Raw genomic sequence first — 25842 nt, 5'->3', positions numbered from 1 at the left:
CGGGTCAGGCCCTAGCGATGCGCCACCGGCCCCGGCTCCGGCCCGTCGGGCAGGCGGTGCTCGCCGTCCGCTCCGTCGGGCAGCCGCCCCTCGCCCGGCACCACCTGGCGCTCCTGTGCGAAGTGGCAGGCCGAGGGGTGCCCCGCCGGGCCGGTCGACTCGCGGAAGTCCGGGGGGACTTCGAGCGGGGGGACGACCTCGGCGCACAGGTCCCGGGCCTTCCAGCAGCGGGTGCGAAAGGGGCAGCCGGACGGCGGGCTGGCGGGTGAGGGCACGTCGCCGGTGAGCAGGATGCGGTCGCGGGCGGCGCGGGAGTCGGGGTCCGGTACGGGCACGGCGGAGAGCAGGGCCTGGGTGTAGGGGTGGGTGGGGTGGTCGTAGATCTGCTCCTCGGTGCCGATCTCGGCGAGCCGCCCCAGGTACATCACCGCGATCCGGTCGGAGATGTGCCGGACGACGGACAGGTCGTGGGCGATGAAGACGTAGGAGAGGTCGAACTCGTCCTGCAACTGCTCCAGGAGGTTGACCACCTGGGCCTGGACGGAGACGTCCAGCGCGGAGACCGGCTCGTCGGCGACGATGATCTCCGGGCGCAGGGCGAGGCCGCGGGCGATACCGATGCGCTGGCGCTGGCCGCCGGAGAACTGGTGCGGATAGCGGTTGATGTACTCGGGGTTGAGCCCCACCACGTCCAGGAGTTCTTGGACCTTGCGGCGGCGGTCTCCCTTGGGGGCCACCTCCGGGTGGATCTCGTAGGGCTCGCCGACGATGTCGCCGACCGTCATCCGGGGGTTCAGGGACGTGTAGGGGTCCTGGAAGACCATCTGGATGTTGCGGCGCACCGCCCTCATCGCCCGGCCCGACAGACGGGTGATGTCCTCGCCGCGGTAGCGGATCCGACCCGCCGTGGGGCGCTCCAGGCCCACCAGCAGCTTGGCGACCGTGGACTTGCCGCAGCCCGACTCCCCGACGATGCCCAGGGTCTCGCCCTTGCGGAGGTCGAAGGAGACCCCGTCGACGGCCTTGACGGCGCCGACCTGCTTCTTGAAGAGCACGCCCCGGGTGAGGGGGAAGTGCTTGACCAGATCGCGGATCTCCAGGAGGGGCTCGCCAGGCGCCGGTCCGGCGCCGGCCGCGGCTCCGCTTACCTCATCGCGCGCCACCGAGGGTCTCCTTCCAGAAGTGGCAGGCACTGGCCCGGCCGGGGCCGGCCTCGTACAGCGGCGGCAGGTCCGTGCGGCAGATGTCCTGCGCCAGCGGGCAGCGCGGGTTGAAGGGGCAGCCCGGCGGGATGGCCGTCAGATTGGGCGGCAGGCCCTTGATCGCGTACAGCCGCTGCCCCTTCTGGTCCAGCCGGGGGATGGAGTCCAGCAGCCCCCGGGTGTACGGGTGGGCGGGCGCACGGTAGAGCTGGTGGACGGGTGCGGTCTCCACGATCCGCCCGGCGTACATCACCGCGATGGTGTCGGCGACATCGGCGACCACGCCCAGGTCATGGGTGATCAGGATCAGCCCCATGGTGAACTCGCGCTGCAGCTCCGCGAGCAGGTCCATGACCTGCGCCTGGACGGTGACGTCCAGCGCGGTGGTCGGCTCGTCGGCGATGATCAGGTCGGGGCCCAGGGCCAGCGCCATCGCGATCATGATGCGCTGGCGCATCCCGCCGGAGAACTGGTGCGGATAGTCCCCCACCCGCGCCCCGGCCGCGGGAATGCCCACCCGCTCCATCAGCTCCACCGCCCGGCCGCGGGCCTCCTTACGGGACATCCCCTCATGGACCTGGAACATCTCCCCCAGCTGCGCCCCGACGCTGAGCACCGGATTCAGCGAGGACAGCGCGTCCTGGAAGATCATCGCCATCTTGGCGCCACGGACCCTGCGCCGCTCGTCCTTGCGCAGCGTCAGCAGATCACGGCCCTGGAAGATGATCTCGCCGCCGGTCACGAAGCCGGGCGGCGAGTCCAGGATGCCCATCACGGCCTGCGCGGTGACGGACTTTCCGGAGCCGGACTCGCCGAGCACCGCCAGCGTCTGGCCCGGCGCGACGCCGAAGCTGACACCGTTGACGGCCTTCGCGATCCCGTCCCGGGTACGGAACTCCACCCGCAGGTCCCGCACGTCGAGCAGAGCGGTGTCGGTGACCGCGCCCGCGCCACCGCCCCCGGCCTCGCCGGCACTGTTCGTCATCTGCCGCCTCCTCAGCGCAACTTGGGGTCGAGGGCGTCGCGCACCGCGTCGCCGAGCATGATGAACGCCAGCACCGTGACGCTCAGCGCGCCCGCCGGCCACAGCAGCATGTGCGGCGCGCTGCGGATGTAGGTGGAGGCCGTGGAGATGTCGATGCCCCAGGAGACGGTGGGGGGCTTGAGGCCCGCGCCCAGGTAGGACAGCGTCGCCTCCAGCGCGATGTACGTACCGAGCGCGATGGTGGCGACGACGATGACCGGCGCCACCGCGTTCGGCGCGATGTGCCGCAGCAGCATCCGCCCGTTGCCGGCGCCCAGCGCGCGGGCGGCCTGGACGTAGTCGTGCTGTTTGGCGGTGACGACGGAGCCGCGGGCGATACGGGAGATCTGCGGCCAGCCGAGCAGCACGATGAAGCCGACCACCGGCCAGACGGTGGTGCTGGTGACGACGGAGAGGAACACCAGGCCGCCGAGGATCACCGGGATGCCGAAGAAGATGTCGGCGAGCCGGGAGAGCAGGGTGTCCGACCAGCCGCCGAAGAAGCCGGCCAGCCCGCCCATCAGGCTGCCCAGCAGCGCGGCACCGGCGGTGGCGCAGACACCGACGGTGATGGAGGCGCGGGCCCCGTAGACCACGCGGGTGTAGACGTCCCTGCCCTGGGTGTCGAAGCCGAAGGGGTGGCCGGGCTGGGAGCCCTGCTGCGCCTTGGCCAGGTCGGCGCGGTAGGGGTTGCCGGTGGCGATCAGCTGCGGCCAGATCGCGATCACCACCAGGAAGAGGATGACCAGCGCGGAGAGCACGAAGACCGGGTTGCGGCGCAGATCGTGCCAGGCGTCGCTCCACAGGCTGCGCGGCTTGCCCGGGGGCACGGGGGCGGGTGGCCCGGCACCGGGCGGCGCGGCGCCCGGCCTCCGTTCCAGCGACTCCGCCTCGCCGATGGCCAGCGCGGCGGAGCCGCCGTCGCCGTGGCCGATGGCTTCCTTGGGGACGTAGGACTCAGGCATAGCGGATCCTCGGGTCGAGGACGGCGTAGAGCAGGTCGACGAGGAGGTTCGCGACGAGGAAGACCAGCACCAGGATCGTCACGAAACCCACGACGGTCGGCGAGTTCTGCCGCAGGATTCCCTGATAGAGCTGGAATCCGACGCCGTGGATGTTGAAGATGCGCTCGGTGACGATCGCGCCGCCCATCAGGGCGCCGATATCGGTACCGATGAATGTGACGACCGGGATCAGTGAATTGCGCAGCAGATGGCGGGTGATGACGCGGCGTTGGGGCAGGCCCTTGGCGACGGCCGTACGGACGTAGTCGGCGCGGGCGTTCTCCGCGATCGAGGTGCGGGTCAGCCGGGTCACATACGCCAGCGAGACCAGCGCCAGCACCAGGCCCGGCAGCAGCATCTCGTTCAGCGGTGCTTCCGGTGCGACCGACGGCGCGGCCCATCCCCACCGCACGCCGAACACGAACTGCAGCAGATAGCCGCTCACGAACGTCGGAATGGACACCACGACGAGCGAGAGCAGCAGCACCGAGGTGTCGATGCCCCGGCCCCGCCGCAGACCGCTGAACACCCCGAGCACGATGCCCACCACCATCTCGATCACGACGGCGACCACCGTCAGCCGCAGCGTGACCGGAAAGGCCGAGGCCATCAGCTCGGTGACCGACTGGCCGTTGAAGGCGGTGCCGAAGTCCCCCCGGAAGATCTGCCCCATGTAGTGCAGGTACTGCTGCCACAGCGGGTGGTCGAGGTAGAGGTCGCGGCGGATCTGCGCGGCGGTGGCGGGGTCCGGCGCCCGGTCGCCGAACATCGCCGCGACGGGGTCGCCCAGCGCGTACACCATGAAGAAGATCAGGAACGTGCTGCCGACGAACACCGGGACCATCTGCAGCAGCCGCCGGATCACATAGCGTCCCACCGGCCCCAACCTCCCTCATCGCGCGGACAGTACGGACGGCGCGGGCGGCGCCGGCAGCGCCCGCGGCTCGCTCAGTTGACCTTGATCTCGTTGTAGACCGGCACGCTGAACGGATTCAGCGACACATTGCTGATCCGGTCCGCATAGCCGCCGCTGCCGTTCTGGTACCACAGCGGAATCGCCGGCATCTGGCGGGCGAGTATCCGCTCCGCGTCCTGGAACTTCGCGACGGCCTCCTTGCTGTCCGTCGCCGCGTTCGCCGCGTTCACCAGCTTGTCGAAGCCGGCGTTGCTGAACTTTCCGTCATTGGCCGAGGAGTTGGTGTAGTACAGCGGCTGCAGAAAGTTCTGGATCAGCGGATAGTCCATCTGCCAGCCGTTGCGGAACGGTCCGGGCATTCCGTTCGCCGCGATCTTGTTCCGGAAATCGGCGAACGTGCCGATCGGATTTCCCACACACGCCTTGTCGTCCCCCAGCGACTTGTTGATGCTGTTGCAGATCGCGTCGACCCAGTCCTTGTGCGATCCGGTGTCGGCGTTGTACGTGATCGTCATCCGGCCGCCGGGCAGCCCGCCGCCTTCCTTGACCAGCGCCCTGGCCTTCGCCGGGTCGAACACGCAGACCTCACCGCACAGCCCCGCCTTGTACCCCCCGTCCGCCCCGAGCACCGGCGAGGTCCAGTCCGTCGCGGGCGTCCGCGTCCGCTGGAAGATCTCCCTGGTGATCTGCTCCCGGTCGATCGCCATCGACAGACCACGGCGCACCTTGTCCTTGCCCGGCTCGCCCCATCCCTTGACGTACATGGGGAAGGCGAGGGTCTGGATGATCCCGGCCGGCTGGTTGATGTACCGCTTGCCCAGATCGGCGTGGACGCTCTTGAGCTGGGCGGCCGGCACATCGTCGACCAGGTCGAGGTTCCCCGCCTGCAGATCGGTGTAGGCGGTGTTGCTGTCCGTGTAGACCCGCAGGTCGATCCCGGCGTTTCGGGCCGGATCGTCACCCGGGTACTTCGCCCATTTCCGCATGCGCAGCACGGACCCCTTGTCGTAGGAGTCCACGACGTACGGGCCGTTGCCGATGGGCCGCTCCAGCCAGGCGTCATGGTCGGTGAAGAACGCCCGCGGCAGCGGCATGAAGGCCGCGTAGCCCAGCGTGTCCGGCCAGCTGGAGAACTTCTGACGGAGTTTCACGGTGAAGGTCCGGTCGTCCTTCACCGCCAGCCCCGACAGGGTCCGGGCGGTGGCCACGCCGTTCTCCGGATGCACCCGGTCGAAGCCGTCGATGTACTGGAAGAACGGCGCGTTCTTCTGCTTGTTGTCCAGCAGCGCCCCGTAGTTCCAGGCGTCCACGAACGACGCGGCGGTGACCTTCTCCCCGTTGCTGAAGGACCAGCCCGGCTTCAGCGTCACCGTGAAGTTCTGCGAATCCCTGGTCTCGATGCGCTCGGCGACGACGTTCTGCGCGGCCCCGGTCCTCGGGTTGTACCGCTTGAGCCCCCGGAACAGCATCTCCAGGACCTTGCCGCCCTGGACCTCGTTGGTGTTCGCCGGCTCCAGGGGATTCTGCGGATCCCCCCACGAGGCGCTGACCACCCCGGCACGGGCCGCGCTCCCCCCACCACAGGCCGTGGCCACGAGGACGACCGCGACGGCGCACGCGCCCCACGTCGCGCGCGTGGCTCCACCCATGGTGCCTCCTCAGCTCCGCGATCAGGCGTAGCCCACATAAGATCGCAAAGTGGGGCGTATCGCACGTTGGGGCTGCTCCGTTTGCGGGGCGCTGCGCTTGGGCTTGCTTCCCACGTTGTCGGCTTTCCCGCCGTGGGGGTTTCGCCTTTTTCGCCTGCGGCGGGCTGGTTGCCGCTGCGCGGGGCGTTTTCGGCAGCGGGTGCGGCCCTCCGGACTCCGTCCTGCGGTCCGCCCCCTCCCGTGAGTGGGGGGAGAGAAGACCGGTGGGGGTGGACGTCAGTGTTCGTGTGCCGGTAGTCGACGGATCAGGTGTGCCCCCACCGGGCCCGTCTTCCCACCCACCCACGGGAGGGGACAGACCGTAGGACGAAGTCCGTAGGGCTGTCACCGCAGCCGACAAACAACCGCCCGCCGCAGGCGCAACGACGCGAAAGCCAGACAAGTCAGCCGCAGCAAAGCGCAGCGGAGGGGCCCGCCGCAGGCGACACGGCGAACAACCACCACGGCGGGAAGGCCGACAACGCGGGAAGCCAACACAAACGCCGCGGGGCGCCCCTCGCATAGAGGGACGCCCCGCGGGAGCCGGACAAGGCCAGCGCCCAGCGTTACCGCTTGGCGCGCGAAGCGGTCCGGCCGCGCTCCTTCTGGTCCAGGACGACCTTGCGGATGCGCACGGCCTCCGGGGTCACCTCGACGCACTCGTCGTCGCGGCAGAACTCCAGGGACTGCTCCAGGGAGAGCTTGCGCGGCGGGACGATCGCCTCGAAGGAGTCGGCCGAGGCCGACCGCATGTTGGTGAGCTTCTTCTCCTTGGTGATGTTCACGTCCATGTCGTCGGCGCGCGAGTTCTCGCCGACGATCATGCCCTCGTACACCTCGGTGCCGGGGTCGGTGAACAGCACGCCGCGCTCCTGCAGGTTGGTCATCGCGAAGGCGGTGACCGCGCCGGAGCGGTCGGCGACGAGCGAGCCGTTGTTACGGGTCGCCAGCGTGCCGAACCACGGCTCGTGGCCCTCGTGGATCGAGTGGGCGATGCCCGTGCCGCGGGTGTTGGTCAGGAACTCCGTACGGAAGCCGATGAGGCCACGGGACGGGACGACGAACTCCATGCGGACCCAGCCGGAGCCGTGGTTGGACATGTTGTCCATGCGGCCCTTGCGGACGCCCATGAGCTGCGTGACGGCGCCCATGTGCTCCTCGGGGACGTCGATGGTCATGCGCTCGACCGGCTCGTACGTCTTGCCGTCGATCTGCTGCGTGACGACCTGCGGCTTGCCGATGGTCAGCTCGAAGCCCTCACGGCGCATCTGCTCGACCAGGATCGCGAGGGCCAGCTCACCGCGGCCCTGCACCTCCCAGGCGTCGGGGCGCTCGGTGTCCAGGACCCGGAGGCTGACGTTACCGATCAGCTCGCGGTCCAGGCGGTCCTTGACCTGGCGGGCGGTGACCTTGCGGTCCTTGACCGCGGCCTTGGCGTCCGCGCCCTTGCCGGTGCCGCCACGGCCGACGAGCGGCGAGGTGTTGGTGCCGATGGTCATCGAGATGGCCGGCTCGTCCACCGTGATCAGCGGCAGCGCGATCGGGTTCTCCGGGTCGGCCAGGGTCTCGCCGATCATGATGTCCGGGATACCGGCCACGGCGCAGATGTCACCGGGGCCCGCGACCTCGGCGGGCTTGCGGGTGAGCGCCTCGGTCATCATCAGCTCGGTGATGCGGACGTTGGCGACCGAGCCGTCGCGCTTGATCCAGGCCACGGTCTGACCCTTGCGCAGCTCGCCCTGCTCGACGCGGAGCAGCGCGATACGGCCGAGGAAGTTGTCCGCGTCGAGGTTGGTGACGTGGGCCTGCAGCGGCGCCGTCTCGTCGTACTCGGGGGCCGGGACGTGCTCCAGGATCGTGGAGAAGAACGGCTCCAGGTTGGTGGAGTCCGCCGGGACCGTGCCGTCCTCCGGCTTGGTCAGCGAGGCGATGCCGTCACGGCCACAGGCGTAGACGATCGGGAACTCGATCTGGTCCTCGTCCGCGTCCAGGTCCAGGAAGAGGTCGTACGTCTCGTTGACGACCTCGTCGATCCGGGAGTCCGGACGGTCCGTCTTGTTGATGCACAGGATGACGGGCAGACGCTGCTGGAGGGCCTTGCGCAGCACGAAGCGGGTCTGCGGGAGCGGGCCCTCGGAGGCGTCCACGAGCAGGACGACCGCGTCCACCATCGACAGACCGCGCTCGACCTCGCCACCGAAGTCGGCGTGGCCGGGGGTGTCGATGATGTTGATCGTGATGACGTCGCCGCCGTCCTTGGGGTGATACTTCACCGCCGTGTTCTTGGCGAGGATCGTGATGCCCTTCTCACGCTCCAGATCGTTCGAGTCCATCATGCGGTCGTCGAGGGACTCGGCGGCGTGCGCGGCGAAGGAGCCGGCCTGCTTGAGCATGGCGTCGACGATGGTCGTCTTGCCGTGGTCGACGTGGGCGACGATGGCGACGTTACGAATGTCGTGGCGGGTGGGCATACTGGCGGCGCTTCTCCCGGAATCGTGGATGGCGACACGTCCATCCGGTACGCGCGCCTGCCGGGCATGACACGCCACGGCCTCACCCCATGGTACGTGGCCGCGGCGGTTATGGCCGCCGCAGCCCAGGTCCACACCATCTGACCTGCGGTTTTTTACCGATTGTTAGCTTTGGGGTGGCCCTTACTTCTTGTAGCCGATGTCCTGGAACCGCGGTGTGGCGAACCCGAAGGCGCCGACGTTGGCGAGCGACTCCTTGGTGGCCACCAGCTCGGGCCGCTGGTAGAGCGGGATCGACCCGGCGGCCGCCCAGATCCGGGCGTCGGCCTGCTCCACCAGCGTGCGCGCGGCGCCCTCGTCCAGCTCGGAGGCGGCCTGGTCGAAGAGCTGGTCGATGTGGTCGGTGCCGACCCGGCTGTAGTTCTGCTCGACGGTCAGCGAGCCGTCGGGCGCCGGCTGCGGCTTGGCGTAGATCGGGCGGGCGTCGGTCGCCGGGTAGGCGGTGCCGGGCCAGGAGTACAGCGCCAGGTCGAAGTCGCCGGAGGCGATGTGGTCCTGGAAGTAGCTGGCGTCGGAGACCCGCTGGAGAGAGGTCTGCACGCCGATCTTGTCGAGCATCGTGGCGATCCGCCGGGCGACGGTGCGCAGCGGCTCGGCGGCCGCGCCGTCGGGCAGGACGAAACGCAGCGTGAGCGGCTTGCCGTTCTTCTTGACGGTGGTGGTGCGGGCCGCCGCCGTGCCGCCGGCCGGGTCCCGGTCGGCGCGGGCGACCGCCGCGCCGTGGGCGTGCCCGGCGTGCCCGGCGACGACGTGGCGGGCGCCGGGGTGGCCACCGGAGCCCGGCAGGTCCACCGGCCGGCCGGTCTCGACCAGCTCGGCGGCGCTCAGCGTCTGCGCCGCGCGCTTGCGGTACCGCTTGTACCTGGCGTACGCGGCGGAGTCGCGGTCGCCGTCCGCCTTCTCCTTCTGCCGGGCGGCCGCCTCCTTGTAGATCGAGGCGCTCTGTCGCAGCAGGGCGGCCCGCTGGATCTCGGAGCCGACCGCGCCGGTGAAGGACAGCGGCGCCTCGGCGGCGGCGGGCCGGGCGCCCGGTTCCTCCGCGCCGCGGGCGGGCGGGCCGGCGTGGCCGGGAGCGGGGCGACCCGGGTTGCGGCCGTCGTTGGCGCCGTCGGCGTCCTCGTCGTAGGCGTCGGTTCCGGCGTCCCGGTCGTCCTCGTAGCCGTCGCGCCCGGGCCCGTCCCCCACCCGGTCGCCGGACGCCGCGCCGTCCTCGTCCCCGGGGCCGTCCGCGCCGCGCCACGCGCCGGGCGCCGGTGCGGCCGCCTTGCCTCCGGCCTGCTGCCGGTCGCCGTCGGACTTCCAGCCGGCGTCGGCGAGCAGCGCCTTGGCCGCCCCGGCATCCTGGTCGCCGAGCGCGTCGCTGTGGTCCTCGTAGCCGCGCTGCCCGGCCATCAGCAGATGGCTGCCCAGCGGCTCGGACGGCAGGTCGAGCGGCTTGAGGACGACATCGGCGAGGGCCTGCCGGTCGATGGCGCGGGCCACCGCGCGGCGCACCCGGTCGTCGGCCAGCGGGCCGCTGCTGCCGTTGAGGGCGAGCTGGGTGTAGGCGGGCTCCAGGGCCTTGTGGAGGGTGTAGCCGCTCAGCGCCGCGCGCTCGGCGGCGTTCTTGGCGCGCTGCCGGTCCTGGGCCCGGCTGCCGTCGGCCTGGGGTCCCGCGTTGCCGGCCGCGGGCTTACGGAGGAAGCCGGGCGCGGCCGGGCCCCGGGCGGAGGCGACCCGCTTCGCGGCGATCTGGTCGACCGCGGCGACGTCGATGGCCCCGGCGGCCAGCGCCGCCGACCGCTTCTCCCCGGGCAGCACCGCCAGCACGATCTTGTCGAGCTTGGCGGGCGCGCCCCACCACGAGGGGTTCCGCGCCAGGACGACCCGCCCCTTGGCGGCGTCCCGCTTCTGGACCAGGAACGGGCCCGCGCCCACCGCGAGCCGCTCGCGCGCGGAGTCGTTGAAGGCGTTGGCGTCGCCCATCACGCTCTTGGGGTAGAGCGGGGTGAACAGCGACCGCCAGTCGGCGTAGGGGCGGGCGAAGGTGACCTTGACCTCCCGGCTGCCCGCGCCCTGCTCGACCTTGCCGATCCGGTCGTAGCCGGCGTTGCGGGCGGTCCAGTACGCGTTGTCCTTGCCGCGCAGCGCCGTCCACTGGGCGACGAAGTCCGCGGCGGTGATCGCGGTGCCGTCGCTCCACCGCGCCTTGGGGTTGATCTTGTAGGTGACGACCTGCTTGGGGTCGCGGGCGCTGACGTCCGCGGCGTCGAGGTAGTCGGCGTTGCGCTGCGGCGCGCCGCCGGCGTCGACGGTGAACATGCTGGGCAGCACCGCACCGGTGATCCGGCTGGTGGTCGCGTCGGCGTCGGCCTGGAAGGCGTTGAGGGTGCCGGGCATCGCGTCGACCGCCCAGCGCAGGGTGCCGCCGTCCCTGAGCTCGCCGCGGGGCGCCGGGGCGATGTCCTGGGACGCCGGGGAGGACGACTGCCCGCCCTCCCCGCTGCATCCGGTGAGGGCCGGCAGCGGGAGCAGCACCCCCGCGGCGGCCAGTGCGGCGATGCGGCGTCCACGGGCCGCGCGGGCCGAGGGGTTGTCGTGGTGGGTCATGACTGTTACCTCCGGGCTCGCCCGCGCGGCGCCGCCGGCGGGCTGGTTCCGGCACACCACGTTCGGCCGACTTTGCGGCTCATCACATCTATGAGCCCCTACTGAAAGCGACCGTTCGGCGCCCGGCCACCCGACACGTCCAAGCCCGCACGAAGGCCACCCGCCCGGCGCAACACGACGGGCCGACAAGGGGTCAGCGGCCGTGCGTACGGCCGTATTTGTCGCCCGCGCCCGTATCGGCGTTCGATCCCCGCCGTCGCACGTGGTAGCCGAAACGCACCGGTTCGAGTCGTAATCGCGCCGCACCCCTTCCCAACGCCTACTGTGACGCGCGACACTCTCGGGCGCATGAGATCGCCCACCACACCTTCAAAAGTGAGGGCACGTTATATGTCTCATCAGGACGAACTGACGGCGGTTGAACGCAGCCTGGACGACCTGGTCCGGTCGGTGGGAAGGCTGGAGGCGCGACTCGGCACCGGCCTGGACGTGCGCCGGGTGCGCAGCGATACCGACCACCTGCGCGAGAGCCTCGCCCTGCTGAAGCAGAGCGCGGCGGCCGGGCCGTCCCGCCGGGGCGGCGCTCCCCCCGCCGTCGAGATGGTGACGATCTCCGACGCCCCCTACGACGCAGCGCTGTGGGCGGGCGCCGAGGACGAGGGACTCGGCTGCCGCAACGGTCATGCGCCCTAGGGGGAGACCCCTGGTGGATGCCCCTTAGGGGGTGTCCTCGCCCCACTCAGACCCCTACCCCGTTGCCGCCCCGACGGAAAGCGTTTGCGGAACCAGCATTTCCGGACGGGGCGCCCTTCCCGGAGACCGACGTTGGCCACTGGCACCGAACCCTCATCGCAAACGGGCGCGAGCGGTGTGCACACTGCCTCGCGCGCCGCCATTCCCGCCCGCCATCTGCGAACCGACCGCTGGTGGCTGGCGCCGGCCGGCACCGCCGCCGGACTGCTCGCGTTCATCGTCTACTCGACCTGGCGGGCGTTCGCGAACGCCGACTACTACGCCGCGCCCTATGTCTCGCCGTTCTACTCGCCGTGCCTGGCGCAGAACTGCCACACCATGCGCGGCGGCCCCAACTGGGAGATCGTCGGCAGCTGGTGGGGCCTGTCCCCGGCACTGCTCATCCTGATCTTCCCGCTGGGCTTCCGGCTGACCTGCTACTACTACCGCAAGGCCTACTACCGCGGCTTCTGGGCCTCGCCGCCGGCCTGCGCGGTCGCCGAACCGCACAAGAAGTACACCGGTGAGACCCGCTTCCCGCTGATCCTGCAGAACGTCCACCGCTACTTCTTCTACTTCGCGGTGCTGGTCGCCGGGGTGCTGACCTACGACACCGCGCTGACCTTCCGCGACGCGCACTACGAGTGGGGCCACATGGGTCTGGGCACCCTGGTCTTCCTCGCCAACATCGTGCTGATCTGGGCGTACACCCTCTCCTGCCACTCCTGCCGGCACATCATCGGCGGCCGGCTGCGGCACTTCTCCAAGCACCCGGTGCGCTACCGGATGTGGGGCTGGGTCGGCAGGCTCAACGAGCGGCACATGCTGCTCGCCTGGTCCTCCCTGATCAGCGTGGCCCTGGCGGACTTCTACGTCTTCCTGCTGGCCAGCGGGGCCTTCTCGGACCCCCGCTTCTTCTGACCGACTTCTGCGACGGCGGCTGCCCCTGCGGCAGCCGTCCCGACGGCAGCTTCTCCAAGGAAAGGTGTGCCCCCGATGGCGCATGTGGACCGGCAGGCATGGGACGTGGTCGTGGTGGGCGCGGGCGGCGCCGGGCTGCGCGCCGCCATCGAGGCCCGCGAGGCCGGTATGCGGACGGCCGTGATCTGCAAGTCCCTGTTCGGCAAGGCCCATACGGTGATGGCCGAGGGCGGTATCGCGGCCAGCATGGGCAACGTCAACGAGCACGACAACTGGCAGGTCCACTTCCGCGACACCATGCGCGGCGGGAAGTTCCTCAACCACTGGCGGATGGCCGAGCTGCACGCCCGCGAAGCACCCGACCGGGTATGGGAGTTGGAGACCTGGGGCGCGCTCTTCGACCGCACGCCCGACGGCCGGATCTCCCAGCGCAACTTCGGCGGCCACGAGTACCCGCGCCTCGCGCACGTCGGCGACCGTACGGGCCTGGAGCTGATCCGCACCCTCCAGCAGAAGATCGTCTCGCTGCAGCAGGAGGACGAGCGGGAGTTCGGCGCCCACGACGCCCGGCTGAAGGTCTTCCAGGAGTGCACCGTCACCCGCGTCCTCAAGGAGCGCGGCCCGGAAGCGGACGGCCGGGTCGCCGGGGCCTTCTGCTACGAGCGGGAGTCCGGCCGCTTCTTCGTCCTGGAGGCCCCCGCGGTGGTGCTGGCCACCGGCGGCATCGGCAAGTCCTTCAAGGTGACGTCGAACTCCTGGGAGTACACCGGCGACGGGCACGCGCTGGCGCTGCTCGCCGGGGCACCGCTGATCAACATGGAGATGGTCCAGTTCCACCCCACCGGCATGGTCTGGCCGCCGTCGGTCAAGGGCATCCTCGTCACCGAGTCCGTACGCGGCGACGGCGGGGTGCTGCGCAACAGCGAGGGCCGGCGCTTCATGTTCGACTACATCCCCGACGTCTTCAAGGAGAAGTACGCCCAGACCGAGGAGGAGGGCGACCGCTGGTACGAGGACCCGGAGACCAACCGCCGCCCGCCCGAGCTGCTGCCCCGCGACGAGGTCGCCCGCGCCATCAACGCCGAGGTCAAGGAGGGGCGCGGCTCCCCGCACGGCGGGGTCTATCTGGACGTCTCGACCCGGATGCCGGCCGAGGTGATCAAGCGCCGGCTGCCGTCGATGCACCACCAGTTCCTGGAGCTGGCGGACGTGGACATCACCGCCGAGCCGATGGAGGTCGGGCCGACCTGCCACTACGTGATGGGCGGGGTCGATGTGGACCCGGACACCGCGGCGGCGACCGGCGTACCGGGCCTGTTCGCGGCCGGTGAGGTCGCCGGCGGGATGCACGGCTCCAACCGGCTGGGCGGCAACTCCCTGTCCGACCTGCTGGTCTTCGGCCGCCGGGCGGGGCTGCACGCGGCCGAGTACACGGCGGCGCTGACCGAGCGGCCCACCGTCGACCCGCTGCAGATCGACGCCGCCGAGGCGGAGGCGCTGCGCCCCTTCAGCGCCGAGGCCGGCGAGGGCGCGGACGGCACCGGGCACGCCAAGGGCCCGGCGGAGAACCCGTACACCCTCCACCAGGAGCTCCAGCTGGCGATGAACGCCCTGGTCGGCATCATCCGCAAGGAGGGCGAGATGTACGAGGCCCTCAAACGGCTCGCGGATCTGCGGGTGCGGGCCCGGCGGGCCGGCGTCGAGGGGCACCGGCAGTACAACCCGGGCTGGCATCTCTCCATGGACCTGCGGAACATGCTGCTGGTCAGCGAGTGTGTGGCCCGGTCCGCGCTGGAGCGCGAGGAGAGCCGGGGCGGGCACACCCGCGACGACTACCCGGCGATGGACCGCAGCTGGCGCAACATCAATCTGGTCTGCCGGCTCGCGGACCCGCAGGGCGACTCCCGGGCCGCGGACCCGGCGCTGGGACAGATCCGGCTCTCCCGGCGGGAGATGCCGCCGATCCGCCGCGATCTGCTGGAGCTGTTCGAGAAGGACGAGCTGGCGAAGTATCTGACGGACGAGGAGCTGAGCCGGTGAGCGAGCAGCAGACGGTATCCGAGGCGGCGGAGGGGCCGGGGAAGTCCGGTGCCTACCAGGCGCACTTCCGGGTGTGGCGGGGCGATACCGGCGGCGGAGGCCTTGAGGACTTCACGGTCGAGGTGCACGACGGCGAGGTGGTGCTGGACATCATCCACCGCCTGCAGGCGACCCAGGCCCCGGATCTCGCGGTGCGCTGGAACTGCAAGGCGGGCAAGTGCGGTTCGTGCAGCGCGGAGGTCAACGGCCGGCCGCGGCTGATGTGCATGACCCGGATGTCGGTGTTCGACCGTACGGAGACGATCACGGTCACGCCGATGCGGGCGTTCCCGGTCATCCGCGACCTGGTCACCGACGTGTCGTTCAACTACACCAAGGCCCGCGAGATCCCCTCGTTCGTGCCGCCCGCGGAGCTGGCGCCCGGCGAGTACCGCATGCAGCAGGAGGACGTGGGCCGCTCGCAGGAGTTCCGCAAGTGCATCGAGTGCTTCCTGTGCCAGGACACCTGCCATGTGGTCCGGGACCACGAGGAGAACAAGGCGGCGTTCGCCGGCCCGCGCTTCCTGATGCGGATCGCCGAGCTCGACATGCATCCGCTGGACGCGGCGCCGGCGTCCGGCATCGACCGCAAGAGCACCGCGCAGGACGAGCACGGGCTGGGCTACTGCAACATCACCAAGTGCTGCACGGAGGTCTGCCCCGAGCACATCAAGATCACCGACAATGCGCTGATCCCGCTGAAGGAGCGCGCCGCGGACCGTAAGTACGACCCGCTGGTGTGGCTCGGGAACAAGATCCGGCGCCGTACGGAATGACCTCCCCGCGGATCGGACGGCGCACGGTGCTCGCGGGCATCGGCGGCCTTCCGCTCGCCGCGGCGGCCGGCGTGCCCGAGTCCGACGACCGGGCCGCCGGCGACGCGAAGGCCCCGGGCGGCGGGCGGCCGACGCTGCTGCGCGGCGCCGATCTGGTGCTCACCATGGACCCCGGTCTCGGCGCGGGCCCCCTGGGCGCGCTGGAGGACGGCGTCGACCTGCTGCTGCGCGACGGCACGATCGCCGCCGTCGGACGGCGCCTGGAGGCACCGCCCGGTGCCCGGGTGCTGGAGACCGGCGGCAGGATCGTGCTGCCGGGTTTCGTGGATCTGCACAACCACCTGTGGCAGTCCAGCATCCGGGGCGGCTGCGCGGACCGGGACCTGAGCGGCTGGCTGTCCGGCTGCAACGGACATGTGCTGTCGAGGATCGGCCCCCGGGACATGTACCGCTTCGTGCGTCTGGCCGCGCTCGACGCTCTCGGCGCGGGCGTCACCACCGTCGTCGACTGGGTCCACCCCCTCCCCTACGACACCGCCGGGGCCTACGTCCGGGCGCTGGACGACGCCGGGGTGCGGTTCGTCTACGCGGCGGCCCAGCACGCCGCCGCCCGGGAGCTGATCCCCCGGGTCAAGAAGGACTTCCTGGACCCGCTGCCGCTGGCCTCCGCGCAGGTGTCGGCGCAGGCCGGGATGTCGGTCCGCGCCGAGCTGCGCCAGTTCCACGAGCTGGCCCGGGAACTGGGCGTGATGCTCAACTGCCATGTGCTGGAGTGCCGCGCGGACCGCGCGGACGATCCGGTCCGCGCGCTGCGGGAGGTCGGCGCCTTCGGCCCGGACCTGCTGATGAACCACGCGGTGCACCTCGACGACCGGGAGGTCGCACTGGCCGGCGAGCACGACGTCCGGGTGGCGCACTGCCCGCTCAGCAACATGCGGCTGGCCTCGGGCATCGCGCCGCTGCCCGCGCTGCACCGGCACGGCGTACGGGCCGGGCTCGGCCACGACGGCGGGACCAACGACACCTCGGACATGTTCAACCTGATGAAGGCGGCGGTCGGCCTCCAGCGGGCCCGGCACGAGGACGCGGGGGTCCATCCGACGATCCCGGCGGTGCTGCGGATGGCGACGCTGGGCGGTGCGGAGTGCATCGGCATGGCCGACCGGGTCGGGTCGCTGACTCCGGGCAAGCGCGCCGACGTCGTCGTCCTGGACCCCGGCACCCTCAACTTCGCCCCGCGCTTCGACTGGACCAGCCAGATCGTGCTCAACGGGCAGCCGCCGAACGTCAGCGAGGTCTTCGTCGACGGGCGGCTGCGCAAGGCGCGCGGTGAGCTGGTGGGGGTGGACACCGCGCGGGTGGTCCGCGAGGCGGAGCGGGCGGCGGCGAACCTGCGCGCCGCCGCCTGACGCCGCCCCGGCGCGGGCCTCAGAACAGACTCAGCAGCGCTTCCGAGGGGTCCATGCCCGTCGACTCCCCGTCGGGCAGGGCGAGTTCGAACCATACGGTCTTGCCGCGCGGGGTGCGGCGGCTGCCCCAGCCCTCGCTGAGCAGACCGACCAGCTGCAGTCCGCGGCCGCCCTCGTCGGTGTCCCGGGCACGGCGGCGGCGCGGCTGGGCGAGATCGGCGTCCCAGACCTCACAGACCAGCGTGCGGTCCAACAGCAGCCGCAGCCGGATCTCTCCGTGGCCGTGCCGCAGCGCGTTCGTCACCAGCTCGCTGACCAGCAGCTCCGCGGTGTCGACCAGCCCCTGCAGGCCCCAGTCCGTCAGCTGGTCGCGGGCCAGCTCACGGGCGCGGGCCACCGAACGGGCCTCCGGCGCGAGGTTCCAGTCGCCCACCGAGTCCTTGGGCAGCCCGTGCACCCGGGCCATCAGCAGCGCGATGTCGTCCTCGCCGTGCGAGGTGTCCAGGGCGCTCAGGACGTGGTCGCAGGCGTCCTCCAGCTGGCGGTCGGCGCCCGACAGCGCCGCCCGGAACGCCTGCAGCCCCTCGTCGAGGGGGTGGTGGCGGGACTCCACCAGCCCGTCCGTGTACAGGGCCAGCAGCGCACCGTCCGGCAGCTCCACCTCGATCTCCTCGAACGGCTCGCCCCCGACGCCCAGCGGCATCCCCGGCGGTACGTCGAGCAGCAGCGCGTCCTCGCCCTCCTCGACCACGACCGGCGGCAGATGCCCGGCGTTGGCGAACGTCGCCCGCCGGGTGACCGGGTCGTAGACGGCGTAGACGCAGGTGGCGAGGTAGACCTCGGAGAGGTCGGCGGTGCGGGCGGAGCGGCCCGGCTCCGGCGCGCCGGCGGCACCGGACCGGCCGCGGGACGCGCGCCCGGCGGACCGGCCGTCGCCGCTGCCGCCGAGCCCGCGGGCGATCTCGTCCAGCGCCGAGAGCACCTCGGCCGGCTCCAGGTCCAGCAGCGCCAGCGTCCTTACGGCGGTGCGCAGTTCACCCATCGCCACGGCGGCGCGCAGCCCGCGGCCCATGACGTCGCCGACGACCAGCGCCGTGCGGTGTCCGGGGAGTTCGATGACGTCGAACCAGTCGCCGCCGACCTCGGTCGCGGTGGTGCCGGGCAGATAGCGGCAGGCGATGTCGAGGCCGGCCGCCTCCGGGTCGCCGGGCGGCAGCAGGCTGCGCTGCAGGATCAGCGCGCGTTCGTGCTCGCGGCGGTAGAGGCGGGCGTTGTCGATACAGACCGCGGCGCGCGCCGCGAGCTCCACGGCCAGGGCGGTGTCGCGTTCCCCGAACGGCTCGCTGCCCTTCGCGCGGGAGAACTGCACCAGCCCGACGACGGTGTCCCTGGCGACCATGGGGACGACGAGCGTGGAGTGCACCACGGCGCCCAGCTCCGGCCCGTCGTCGCTCTCCCGGCCCGGGATGATCTGCGCCTGGGCGGTGCGCAGGGCGGCCGCGCAGGGGGAGTTGAAGGGGTAGCGGTGGACGGCGCCGACGGCGACCGGCGGGTCCTGGGGCGCGCCGCCGGTGGCACTGGCGAACGGGGCGTCGGAGACGGCGCTGGCGAACGCGACCCGGCGCAGCTCGGCACTGCCGTCGCTCATGCCGGGCGGCGCCTCGTCGCCGGACAGCAGGCCCTGGTAGAGGTCCACCGACGCCAGATCGCAGAACTGCGGGACGGCGACGTCCAACAGAGTGCGGGCGGTGGTCTCCAGGTCGAGGGAGTTGCCTATCCGGGCGCCGGCCTCGTTGAGCAGGGCGAGGTTGCGGCGGGCGCTGGCGGCCTCGCGCTCGGCCCGGCGCCGGCCGGTGACGTCGGCGGCCAGCGCCGCGACGCCGATGGGGCGGCCGCTGGCGCCGTGCAGCCGGTAGAGCGACACCGACCAGCGGCGGCGCTCCTCCTCGCCGGGCACCGCCCCCACCAGCTGCATCTCGGTGACCGGTTCACCGGTCTCCAGGACGCGGCGCAGCGCGGCGGTCATCCGCTCGGCCTCGGGGCGCGGCAGGAAGTCGTGCGGGGTGCGGCCGCGGTACTTGGCGGCGGGGCCGCCGAAGACCGTGGCGAAGCGCTCGTTGACCCGCAGCAGCTTCAGGTCCGTGCCGAACAGGGTGAAGCCCATGGGGGATTGACCGAAAACGGCCTGTGAGGCGGCGAGGTCGGTCTCGATGCCGCGCAGCGCCCGGACATCGACGACGATGCAGACCGCGGCGCGCTGCCCGGCCTCGTCGTGGGAGGGCATCACATAGATCTCGGCGAGCCCGTCGGCCGGTCCGCCCTCCGCCCTGCGGTAGGGCACCAGGCCGGTCCACTCGCGGCCGTCGAGGATCTCCGACACCTTGCGGTGCCCGGTCTCGCGGAACTCGCTGGGGACGAACGCCTCGATGGGGTCCTTGCCGATGGCGTAGCGGGCGGGGATGCCGAGCATCTGCTCGGCCCGCTCGCTCCACTGGTCGATCCGCCCGTCGGGGCCGAGCGAGAAGGAGGCCACTCTGATGTAGTCGTAGATCGAGCCGGGCCGGCTGCTCTGCCATACGGGCGGACCGTGCAGGTCGCGGGCGTAGGAACGCCCACCTGGGTCACCGGGCCCGTCCGCACCACCCTGACCCTCGGTCTGTGCGGGTTCTGCCCCGCCAGATGACATCTCGCTCACGAGCCCCGTCCCCTCCAGCTCATCGTGCCCGGACCGGACCAGCCTGAGTATCCAGCACCTCGGCTATCCGGAACACGGTCTTCACGATCACAGCACAGTCTCGATCGCAGGCCATCTACAAAATGTCGATGAAATGGCAACGATCAGGACTCCACATGTCTCCTAACCAGCCACCGACAGCTCGAACCACACTGTCTTGCCACTCTTTCCACGCCGGGTCCCCCAGCGTCGCGAACTGCACGCGACCAGCTGCAATCCGCGCCCGCCCTCGTCGTCCGGGGCGGCTGTGCGCTCCTGCGGCGGGTCGGGCAGCGGATCGGAGACCTCGACGAGCAGCCCGCCGGAGCTCAGCAGCACCATGCGGACGCCGATCGGTCCGCTGGCGTAGCGCAGGGAGTTGGTGACGAGCTCGCTGACGAGTAGTACGGCTACGTCGGTGGCGCCGTTCAGTCCCCAGTCGTCCAGCACCCGGCGGACCATCGTGCGGGCGGTGCGCACCGCGCCGGGGTCGGCCGGAAAGCTCCATTCGGCGATCGGTGAACCGGTGGCCCTGCCGCGCTTGCGGACACTGCCGGAGCCGGGTTCCGGGACGCCTGCCGCTGCGCTGTCGCTCACGCCGATCACATCCCAACCCCGATGGCATCCCCGTCGGATTGCCCGCATTGAAGGGGTCAATCTGGACATACCCGGTATCGAGGTCGAAGTATCGCCGCCAACGGTGCACCGTGCCGCAAATGGCGCATATGGGAACGGTGGGGCTGCGCATGCCCGGCGGGCGGTCATGCGTGCGCGGCGAACGAGCCAAGGCACACGGGGCGCGAGCCAGGGCGGGCGGGCGGCCGCGCGCGCTCAAGCGGATCGCACGCCCGGGATCCCGGCCGTGGCGACCAGCCTGCGCATCGCCTCGGCGACCGCCGGGCGGTCCTGATCCAGCCAGTCGACCTGCGACTCCTCGCCGGGCAGCAGCCAGCGCAGCTCGTCGTGGTCCTGCAGCGGCCGCGGCTCACCGGACGCCAGCCGGGCCGTCCACACCTGCAGGACGTAGCCGGGCCGCAGCACCCACTCCCCGGGGATGCGCTCCCCGACCACCGCCTCGACGCCCAGCTCCTCACGCAGTTCGCGCTCCAGCGCCCGTTCGGGCGTCTCGTCGTCCTCCACCTTGCCGCCGGGCAGCTCCCAGCGGCCGGCCAGCGCGGGCGGTGCGCTGCGGCGTGCGGCCAGCAGCCGCCCGCCCTGGCACACCGCTCCGCCCACTACTACGCGCACCGTCGTCATGCGCGGCAGCCTACGTCCCCCGCCTTCGTCCCGCTTCTCGCCCGCCGCCCCTCAGGTCGCCGCATGGTCGACCTTCTCGACCACGTAGAGCTGCCGCCGGCCCGGCGAATCGAGCCGGTCGGCCACCCGCTCCGCCTCCGCCCGGGTGGCATAGCGGCCGACGCGATACCGGTTGCCCCCTTCGTCCTGGCGGATGACGAGCCAGGGGAGCGCGGCTCCACCCTCGGTCATTGCGCCCCTCCGTCCGCCACACAGCGCGTCGTGACGCGCCCCTCGTCTGCTGATGCCGAAATCGCAATCCGCATATGCCCGAGCGTACGCCCGACCTTTACGCACCGGATATGGATTTACACAAAGAGGTACCGAACCGGCCACCCGCGGGCCCCCGGCGTACCGGAAGCGGCCTGCGAGTGGCCGGTTTCGCCCGAAGAGCCGGGCGTATGTACGAAACTGCGAGGCGTGACGCCAGGCTGACTCAGGCCCCGACGGACGCCTTGGCCCCTTCGGCCTCTCCGGCCGCGTCCGCCGCAGCGGCCTCTTCCTCCGCACGGATCTCGGCCTCGACCTGGACCAGCGACGGGTTGCGCCACGAGCTGCGCACGCCCCAGTAGTAGAAGGCCAGTCCGATCACGGCGACCACGACGATGTCCCAGCCCGCGGGCAGGTAGCCCTTACCGCCGAACTCCTTGCCGCCCATGTACGACACCGCGGCCATGACCAGCAGATACGCCACCATCCAGGCGCCGGCCTTCAGGTGCGGGCGCAGCCCGGCCCACGGCTTGCGGCCCTGGGTCAGCGGCTTGCCGATCTCGTACCAGGCCCAGACCGGCAGTCCGACGGCCATGATCAGGATGACCTTGCCGGTCAGCGGCCAGCGGCCCCAGTACAGGACCAGCGAGCCGAAGACCATCGCGACCGGCGCGATGATCGGCATCACCCGGAGCTTGACCGGGCGGGTGAGGTCCGGCGAGATGCGGCGCAGCGACATCACCGCGACCGGGCCGGTGATGTACGAGATGACGGTGGCGACCGAGACGATCTCGGCGAGCGAGCCCCAGCCGCGGAAGACCGCGAGGAAGAGGAAGGCGATCACGAGGTTGAGCAGCAGCGCCGGGCGCGGCACGCCGGTCTTCTTGTCCACCTTGCCGAAGACGCCGGGCAGATGGCCGTTCTCCTGCACGCCGTGGATCATGCGCGAGGTGGTGGCGGCGTAGATCATGCCGGTGCCGGACGGCGAGACGAAGGCGTCCGCGTACAGCAGCAGCGCCAGCCAGTTCAGGCCCCAGGCGACCGCGAGGTCGGCGAGCGGCGAGTTGTAGCCGAGGCCGGCCCAGCCGCCGCTGGCGCCCAGCTTGTCACCGGGGACCGCCATCAGGAACGCGACCTGCAGCGCGACATAGATGACCAGCGCGATCAGGATCGACCAGACGACGGCCTTGGGCAGCGACTTGCCCGGGTTGCGGGCCTCGCCGGCGAGGTTCAGCGGGGACTGGAAGCCGTTGTAGGCCCAGACGATGCCGGAGACGGCGACCGCGGTGAAGACCGAGCTCCAGCCGTTGGGGGTGAAGCCGCCGTTGCCGGTGATGTTGTCCGTGTCGAAGTGCGCCAGCATCAGCGCGCTGGCGGTCAGCACCGGCACCACGACCTTGAAGACCGTGATCGCGGTGTTGGTCTTCGCGAACAGCGAGATGGCGAACCAGTTGAGGAAGAAGTAGAAGATCAGCAGGACGCTGGCGAGCGCGACACCGGTGCCCGTCAGCTCCTTGCCGTCGTAGAGCGCCTTCGCCCAGCCGAAGTCCCAGGAACTCATGTACTGGACCGAGGCGGTGGCCTCACCGGGGATGACCGAGACGATCGCGATCCAGTTGGCCCAGGCCGCGAGGTAGCCGGCGAGCGAGCCGTGCGAGTACTGGCCGTAGCGGACCATGCCGCCGGCCTTCGGGAACATCGCACCCAGCTCGCTGTAGGTGAGCGCGATGGTGAGCGCGACCAGCGCGCCGATGACCCAGGCCAGGATCGCGGCCGGACCGGCGATGGCGGCGGCCCGCTCGGCCCCGAAGAGCCAGCCGGAGCCGATGATGGACCCGAGGCCCGTCGCGGTCAGGGCGATGGTCCCGAGGGACCGCCGGTAATTCGAATGCGAACCCTGCTCCGCACCCTGGGTTTTCGTCGTGCTCACGTGCTGGTCTCCTGGTCTTCCCCCGTGCCGTGCACAAACTTCGCCATCGTAAGAGCGAATCCGAAGATCGGCTTCCCGCTGCTGGCCAAAACTCCCGCCCAGCTGAGGGTCTGTGAGGTTTCCAACACCAAGATCCAGCCAACATTCACGGGCATATCAGAGCAAAAGGGACATCGGACTGGAGACTGAAAGCCGCCACGGATCCAGTACGGCCGCCGGGAGGGCGAATACGGAGACGGATACGGAGGCGGAGGCGGAGCGGCCACGGCAGGGGCAGAGGCAGGGCCAGGGCAGGGGCAGGGGCAGGGCCAGGGCAGGGGCAGGGGCAGGGCCAGGGCAGGGGCAGGGGCAGGGGGCGGCCTCGCGGGCCGCCCGGCTACTTCACCGGCAGGTGGTAGGCCACCCGATGCCGGTCCGCGAGCGTGACGACATCGGCGGTCTCGACCGGCCGGCGGCCCGCGAAGTACGTACGCGAGACGACCAGCACCGCATGCCCCGGCACCCCGCCCAGCGCCATGGCCTCCTCGGCCAGCGCGGGCCGCGCCCCGACCTCCTCGACGACGTTGTCCACCACCACGTCGATGGCCGCCATCCGCTCGACCACCCCGCGCCCCGCCAGCGGCCCCTCCTCCGGCAGCATCACGGGCGTCCGCCCCGTCACCTCCAGGGGCTCCCAGGACGTGGAGAGCATCGCCGGCTCGCCCTCCGCCCGGAAGACATAGCGGGTGCGCATCACCCTGGCCCCCGGCGGAACGCGCAACCGGGCGGAGACCGTCGAACTGGCCGCCTCCTGCTCGCTGTTGGACTCCCAGGTGCCGCGCACCCGCTCGTCCGTCTGCTCCTGACGGAAGGGCGTACAGCCGCCGACCGCGTGGAATCCGGCCCGGGCGATACGGCGCGGGACGGGCTGCTCGCGCACGTATGTGCCCGAGCCCGAGCGGCCCTCGACCAGGCCCTCGGCCATCAGGACCTTGCGCGCCTCCAGGGCGACGGTGTCCGAGACCCCGTACTCCTCGCGGATACGGGCCTGGGAGGGGAGGCGGGTGTGCGGCGGCAGCACCCCGTCGACGATCTTCTGGCGCAGGTCGCCGGCGACGCGGAGGTACGCGGGCTGCTCACCGAAAGGCACGTGCCCCTCCCAACAGCTTGACAGTCAGCAACAGCGTGGCAACGGCGCGTTGCCGACCGCAACCTTGGGCCAGATATTCACCTGATGTGATGAAACCCAGCTCAGCCACCCGGGGAGCGCGCACGGACCCCACCAGCCCCCTATATCCCCACCTCACCCACACCCCACGCCCCACCTCCCGGAGAGCGCCGCCCGCTCATGTCACGATCGACCCGGACCAGCCCGCAACGGGACCGCCCGGCAGCGGAACCCGCTCCACCGCACGGACCGCTCACCCCACGGCACCGGCCCGGAAGCAGGTGCACCGGAAGGGAAGGAAGGCGCCCATGCCCGCCGAACCCGGCCTCTCCCCCATGCCCGAGGAGTGGCAGCGCGCCCTCGCCGTCGTCGCCCACCCCGACGACCTGGAGTACGGCGCCGCGGCCGCCATCGCCGAATGGACCGCCGCCGGACGCGAGGTCAGCTACCTGCTGGTGACCCGCGGCGAGGCCGGCATCGACGGACTGGCACCCGCGGAGTGCGGGTGCATCCGCGAGGCCGAGCAGCGGGCCGGCGCCGCGCTCGTCGGCGTGCACACCGTGGAGTTCCTCGAAGACCACCACGACGGCGTCATCGAGGCCGGTACGGCGCTGCGTCGCGACCTCTCCGCGGCCATCCGGCGCCACCGCCCCGAGCTGTTGATCACCCTCAACCACCACGACACCTGGGGCGGGGTGGAGTGGAACACCCCGGACCACCGGGTGGTCGGCCGCGCCGTCCTGGACGCGGCGGGCGACGCCGGCAACCGCTGGATCTTCCCCGAGCTGGCCGACGCGCGCGGCCTGGCGCCCTGGAACGGCGTCCGCTGGGTCGCCGTGGCCGGCTCCCCCCACCCCACCCACGCCGCCGAGGTCGGCCCCGACATCGACCGCGCGGTCGCCTCACTGGCGGCGCACGCCACGTACATCAGGGGCCTCGGCGGCCCCGACCAGGACCCGCACAGCTACGCCCGCACCTTCATCGAACAAACCCTGCGCACCGGCGGCGAACGCTACCGGGGCCGCCCGACGACGCTCTTCCAGGTCTTTCCGCGGTAGGGGTGCCCATGAGGCGGGGGCCGCTCACCAAGGCGTGCCACTCGCCCCGGCGTACGTACCGCTTACCTCCGGTACGCACCGCTTACCTCCCACTCTCCGTGGATCAACAGCGGACCGGCCCCACGACCCCCGCAACGAATCCGGCCACCAGCTCCGCCACCTCCTCCGGCCGCTCCAGCGCCAGCGCGTGGGTCCCGTCCACCCCCGCCACGGTCACCTGCGGCTGCGTCCGCGCCAGCTCGTCTCCGCCAAGGACCGCCGTACCCCCGCCGCCATGAACTCGCCGGAAATACCCAACTGCGCCGCCATAGCCGCCTGATACCCGTACACACCGTCCAACGCAGCCACATCGCATCGAAGGGCCGTCCACCCGCCTCCTCCGCGAACTTCCTTACCTCCCCCAGCCGTTCGCGCACAGAGGCGGCGTCCGGACCCACGTACTGCTCCGCCCGCCCCATCCCGTGCCCGTCGAGGTTCACCGCGGCGGGCGTGTCGGCAGCAGCGGTGCGACCCGCTCCCAGTCCGCCAACGTCCGCCCCGCCCCGCCCCATGCAACAACAACACCGCGGAACCAGCCCCGCCGTAATCCCGCACAGCCAGCTCCACCCCATCACCGG

The 25842-nt window shown here is 71.4% G+C and carries 19 protein-coding genes; 6 read left to right on the top strand and 13 right to left on the bottom strand.

Going from position 1 to position 25842, the window contains the following annotated elements:
* Window positions 1–11: 11 nt before the first annotated feature.
* From ACZ5XZ_RS33120 to ACZ5XZ_RS33090, 7 genes are all read right to left on the bottom strand, one after another.
* Window positions 12–1163, bottom strand: coding sequence for an ABC transporter ATP-binding protein (locus tag ACZ5XZ_RS33120; RefSeq protein ID WP_468984864.1), 1152 nt, complete (start codon window positions 1161–1163; stop codon window positions 12–14).
* Window positions 1150–2187 (bottom strand): ABC transporter ATP-binding protein, encoded by a 1038-nt coding sequence (locus tag ACZ5XZ_RS33115; RefSeq protein WP_468984861.1) that lies wholly within the window; start codon window positions 2185–2187, stop codon window positions 1150–1152. Before ACZ5XZ_RS33115 ends, ACZ5XZ_RS33120 begins: the two co-directional genes overlap by 14 nt.
* A gap of 11 nt (window positions 2188–2198) precedes the next feature.
* Window positions 2199–3191, bottom strand: coding sequence for an ABC transporter permease (locus tag ACZ5XZ_RS33110; RefSeq protein ID WP_468984859.1), 993 nt, complete (start codon window positions 3189–3191; stop codon window positions 2199–2201).
* Entirely contained in the window at window positions 3184–4107 is a 924-nt protein-coding gene (locus tag ACZ5XZ_RS33105) for an ABC transporter permease (RefSeq protein WP_384432258.1), read from the bottom strand. The genes ACZ5XZ_RS33110 and ACZ5XZ_RS33105 overlap by 8 nt, the downstream gene beginning before the upstream one ends.
* A gap of 71 nt (window positions 4108–4178) precedes the next feature.
* Window positions 4179–5795, bottom strand: a complete 1617-nt coding sequence (locus tag ACZ5XZ_RS33100; protein ID WP_468984856.1) for a peptide ABC transporter substrate-binding protein — start codon at window positions 5793–5795, stop codon at window positions 4179–4181.
* A gap of 605 nt (window positions 5796–6400) precedes the next feature.
* A complete protein-coding gene (gene typA, locus ACZ5XZ_RS33095) occupies window positions 6401–8305 on the bottom strand; it encodes a translational GTPase TypA (protein ID WP_468984853.1) in 1905 nt (634 codons plus the stop codon).
* A 183-nt stretch (window positions 8306–8488) separates the two neighbouring features.
* Entirely contained in the window at window positions 8489–10954 is a 2466-nt protein-coding gene (locus ACZ5XZ_RS33090; RefSeq protein ID WP_468984850.1) for an ABC transporter family substrate-binding protein, read from the bottom strand.
* A gap of 390 nt (window positions 10955–11344) precedes the next feature.
* On the opposite strand from ACZ5XZ_RS33090, the gene ACZ5XZ_RS33085 reads away from it, so the two are divergent.
* From ACZ5XZ_RS33085 to ACZ5XZ_RS33065, 5 genes are all read left to right on the top strand, one after another.
* Complete coding sequence (locus ACZ5XZ_RS33085; RefSeq protein ID WP_384432269.1) at window positions 11345–11647, top strand: hypothetical protein; 303 nt, start codon at window positions 11345–11347, stop codon at window positions 11645–11647.
* A 132-nt stretch (window positions 11648–11779) separates the two neighbouring features.
* The gene (locus ACZ5XZ_RS33080) at window positions 11780–12607 is read left to right on the top strand and encodes a hypothetical protein (protein ID WP_384432271.1); all 828 of its coding nucleotides are present in this window, start codon (window positions 11780–11782) and stop codon (window positions 12605–12607) included.
* Window positions 12608–12682: 75 nt separating this feature from the next.
* Window positions 12683–14647 carry a fumarate reductase/succinate dehydrogenase flavoprotein subunit gene (locus ACZ5XZ_RS33075; protein ID WP_468984847.1) on the top strand — a complete coding sequence of 655 codons (1965 nt, stop codon included), beginning with the start codon at window positions 12683–12685 and terminating at the stop codon, window positions 14645–14647.
* Entirely contained in the window at window positions 14644–15462 is an 819-nt protein-coding gene (locus ACZ5XZ_RS33070) for a succinate dehydrogenase/fumarate reductase iron-sulfur subunit (RefSeq protein WP_468984845.1), read from the top strand. The genes ACZ5XZ_RS33075 and ACZ5XZ_RS33070 overlap by 4 nt, the downstream gene beginning before the upstream one ends.
* Entirely contained in the window at window positions 15426–16871 is a 1446-nt protein-coding gene (locus tag ACZ5XZ_RS33065) for an amidohydrolase family protein (protein WP_468984842.1), read from the top strand. The genes ACZ5XZ_RS33070 and ACZ5XZ_RS33065 overlap by 37 nt, the downstream gene beginning before the upstream one ends.
* Window positions 16872–16890: 19 nt before the next feature.
* On the opposite strand, the gene ACZ5XZ_RS33060 is transcribed toward ACZ5XZ_RS33065, so the two are convergent.
* The 6 genes from ACZ5XZ_RS33060 to ACZ5XZ_RS33035 all read right to left on the bottom strand — a co-directional run bounded on the left by ACZ5XZ_RS33060 (window position 16891) and on the right by ACZ5XZ_RS33035 (window position 24149).
* The gene (locus tag ACZ5XZ_RS33060; protein WP_468984926.1) at window positions 16891–19557 is read right to left on the bottom strand and encodes a SpoIIE family protein phosphatase; all 2667 of its coding nucleotides are present in this window, start codon (window positions 19555–19557) and stop codon (window positions 16891–16893) included.
* A gap of 171 nt (window positions 19558–19728) precedes the next feature.
* Window positions 19729–20190, bottom strand: coding sequence for an ATP-binding protein (locus ACZ5XZ_RS33055; protein WP_468984840.1), 462 nt, complete (start codon window positions 20188–20190; stop codon window positions 19729–19731).
* A gap of 225 nt (window positions 20191–20415) precedes the next feature.
* A complete protein-coding gene (locus tag ACZ5XZ_RS33050; protein WP_468984838.1) occupies window positions 20416–20841 on the bottom strand; it encodes a (deoxy)nucleoside triphosphate pyrophosphohydrolase in 426 nt (141 codons plus the stop codon).
* Between the two features lie 51 nt (window positions 20842–20892).
* Entirely contained in the window at window positions 20893–21072 is a 180-nt protein-coding gene (locus ACZ5XZ_RS33045) for an SPOR domain-containing protein (RefSeq protein ID WP_468984835.1), read from the bottom strand.
* A 244-nt stretch (window positions 21073–21316) separates the two neighbouring features.
* Window positions 21317–23020 (bottom strand): APC family permease, encoded by a 1704-nt coding sequence (locus tag ACZ5XZ_RS33040; RefSeq protein ID WP_468984833.1) that lies wholly within the window; start codon window positions 23018–23020, stop codon window positions 21317–21319.
* A 376-nt stretch (window positions 23021–23396) separates the two neighbouring features.
* On the bottom strand, window positions 23397–24149 hold the full coding sequence (locus ACZ5XZ_RS33035) for a GntR family transcriptional regulator (protein WP_468984831.1): 753 nt from the start codon (window positions 24147–24149) through the stop codon (window positions 23397–23399).
* A 326-nt stretch (window positions 24150–24475) separates the two neighbouring features.
* Between ACZ5XZ_RS33035 and ACZ5XZ_RS33030 the strand changes: the two genes are divergently transcribed.
* On the top strand, window positions 24476–25225 hold the full coding sequence (locus tag ACZ5XZ_RS33030) for a PIG-L deacetylase family protein (protein WP_468984830.1): 750 nt from the start codon (window positions 24476–24478) through the stop codon (window positions 25223–25225).
* Window positions 25226–25842: the final 617 nt, after the last annotated feature.

This window comes from Streptomyces sp. NPDC033270 (assembly GCF_055576575.1).
The sequence above is the reverse complement of the archived record's forward strand: the minus strand, read 5'-3'. Positions and strand labels throughout refer to the sequence as shown.

Coding starts and splice junctions, on each gene's coding strand:
- ACZ5XZ_RS33115 (WP_468984861.1), bottom strand. CDS start 2,187: ATGACGAACAGTGCCGGCGAGGCCGGGGGCGGTGGCGCGGGCGCGGTC.
- ACZ5XZ_RS33110 (WP_468984859.1), bottom strand. CDS start 3,191: ATGCCTGAGTCCTACGTCCCCAAGGAAGCCATCGGCCACGGCGACGGC.
- ACZ5XZ_RS33100 (WP_468984856.1), bottom strand. CDS start 5,795: ATGGGTGGAGCCACGCGCGCGACGTGGGGCGCGTGCGCCGTCGCGGTC.
- typA (WP_468984853.1), bottom strand. CDS start 8,305: ATGCCCACCCGCCACGACATTCGTAACGTCGCCATCGTCGCCCACGTC.
- ACZ5XZ_RS33090 (WP_468984850.1), bottom strand. CDS start 10,954: ATGACCCACCACGACAACCCCTCGGCCCGCGCGGCCCGTGGACGCCGC.
- ACZ5XZ_RS33085 (WP_384432269.1), top strand. CDS start 11,345: ATGTCTCATCAGGACGAACTGACGGCGGTTGAACGCAGCCTGGACGAC.
- ACZ5XZ_RS33075 (WP_468984847.1), top strand. CDS start 12,683: ATGGCGCATGTGGACCGGCAGGCATGGGACGTGGTCGTGGTGGGCGCG.
- ACZ5XZ_RS33060 (WP_468984926.1), bottom strand. CDS start 19,557: ATGTCATCTGGCGGGGCAGAACCCGCACAGACCGAGGGTCAGGGTGGT.
- ACZ5XZ_RS33050 (WP_468984838.1), bottom strand. CDS start 20,841: ATGACGACGGTGCGCGTAGTAGTGGGCGGAGCGGTGTGCCAGGGCGGG.
- ACZ5XZ_RS33045 (WP_468984835.1), bottom strand. CDS start 21,072: ATGACCGAGGGTGGAGCCGCGCTCCCCTGGCTCGTCATCCGCCAGGAC.
- ACZ5XZ_RS33030 (WP_468984830.1), top strand. CDS start 24,476: ATGCCCGCCGAACCCGGCCTCTCCCCCATGCCCGAGGAGTGGCAGCGC.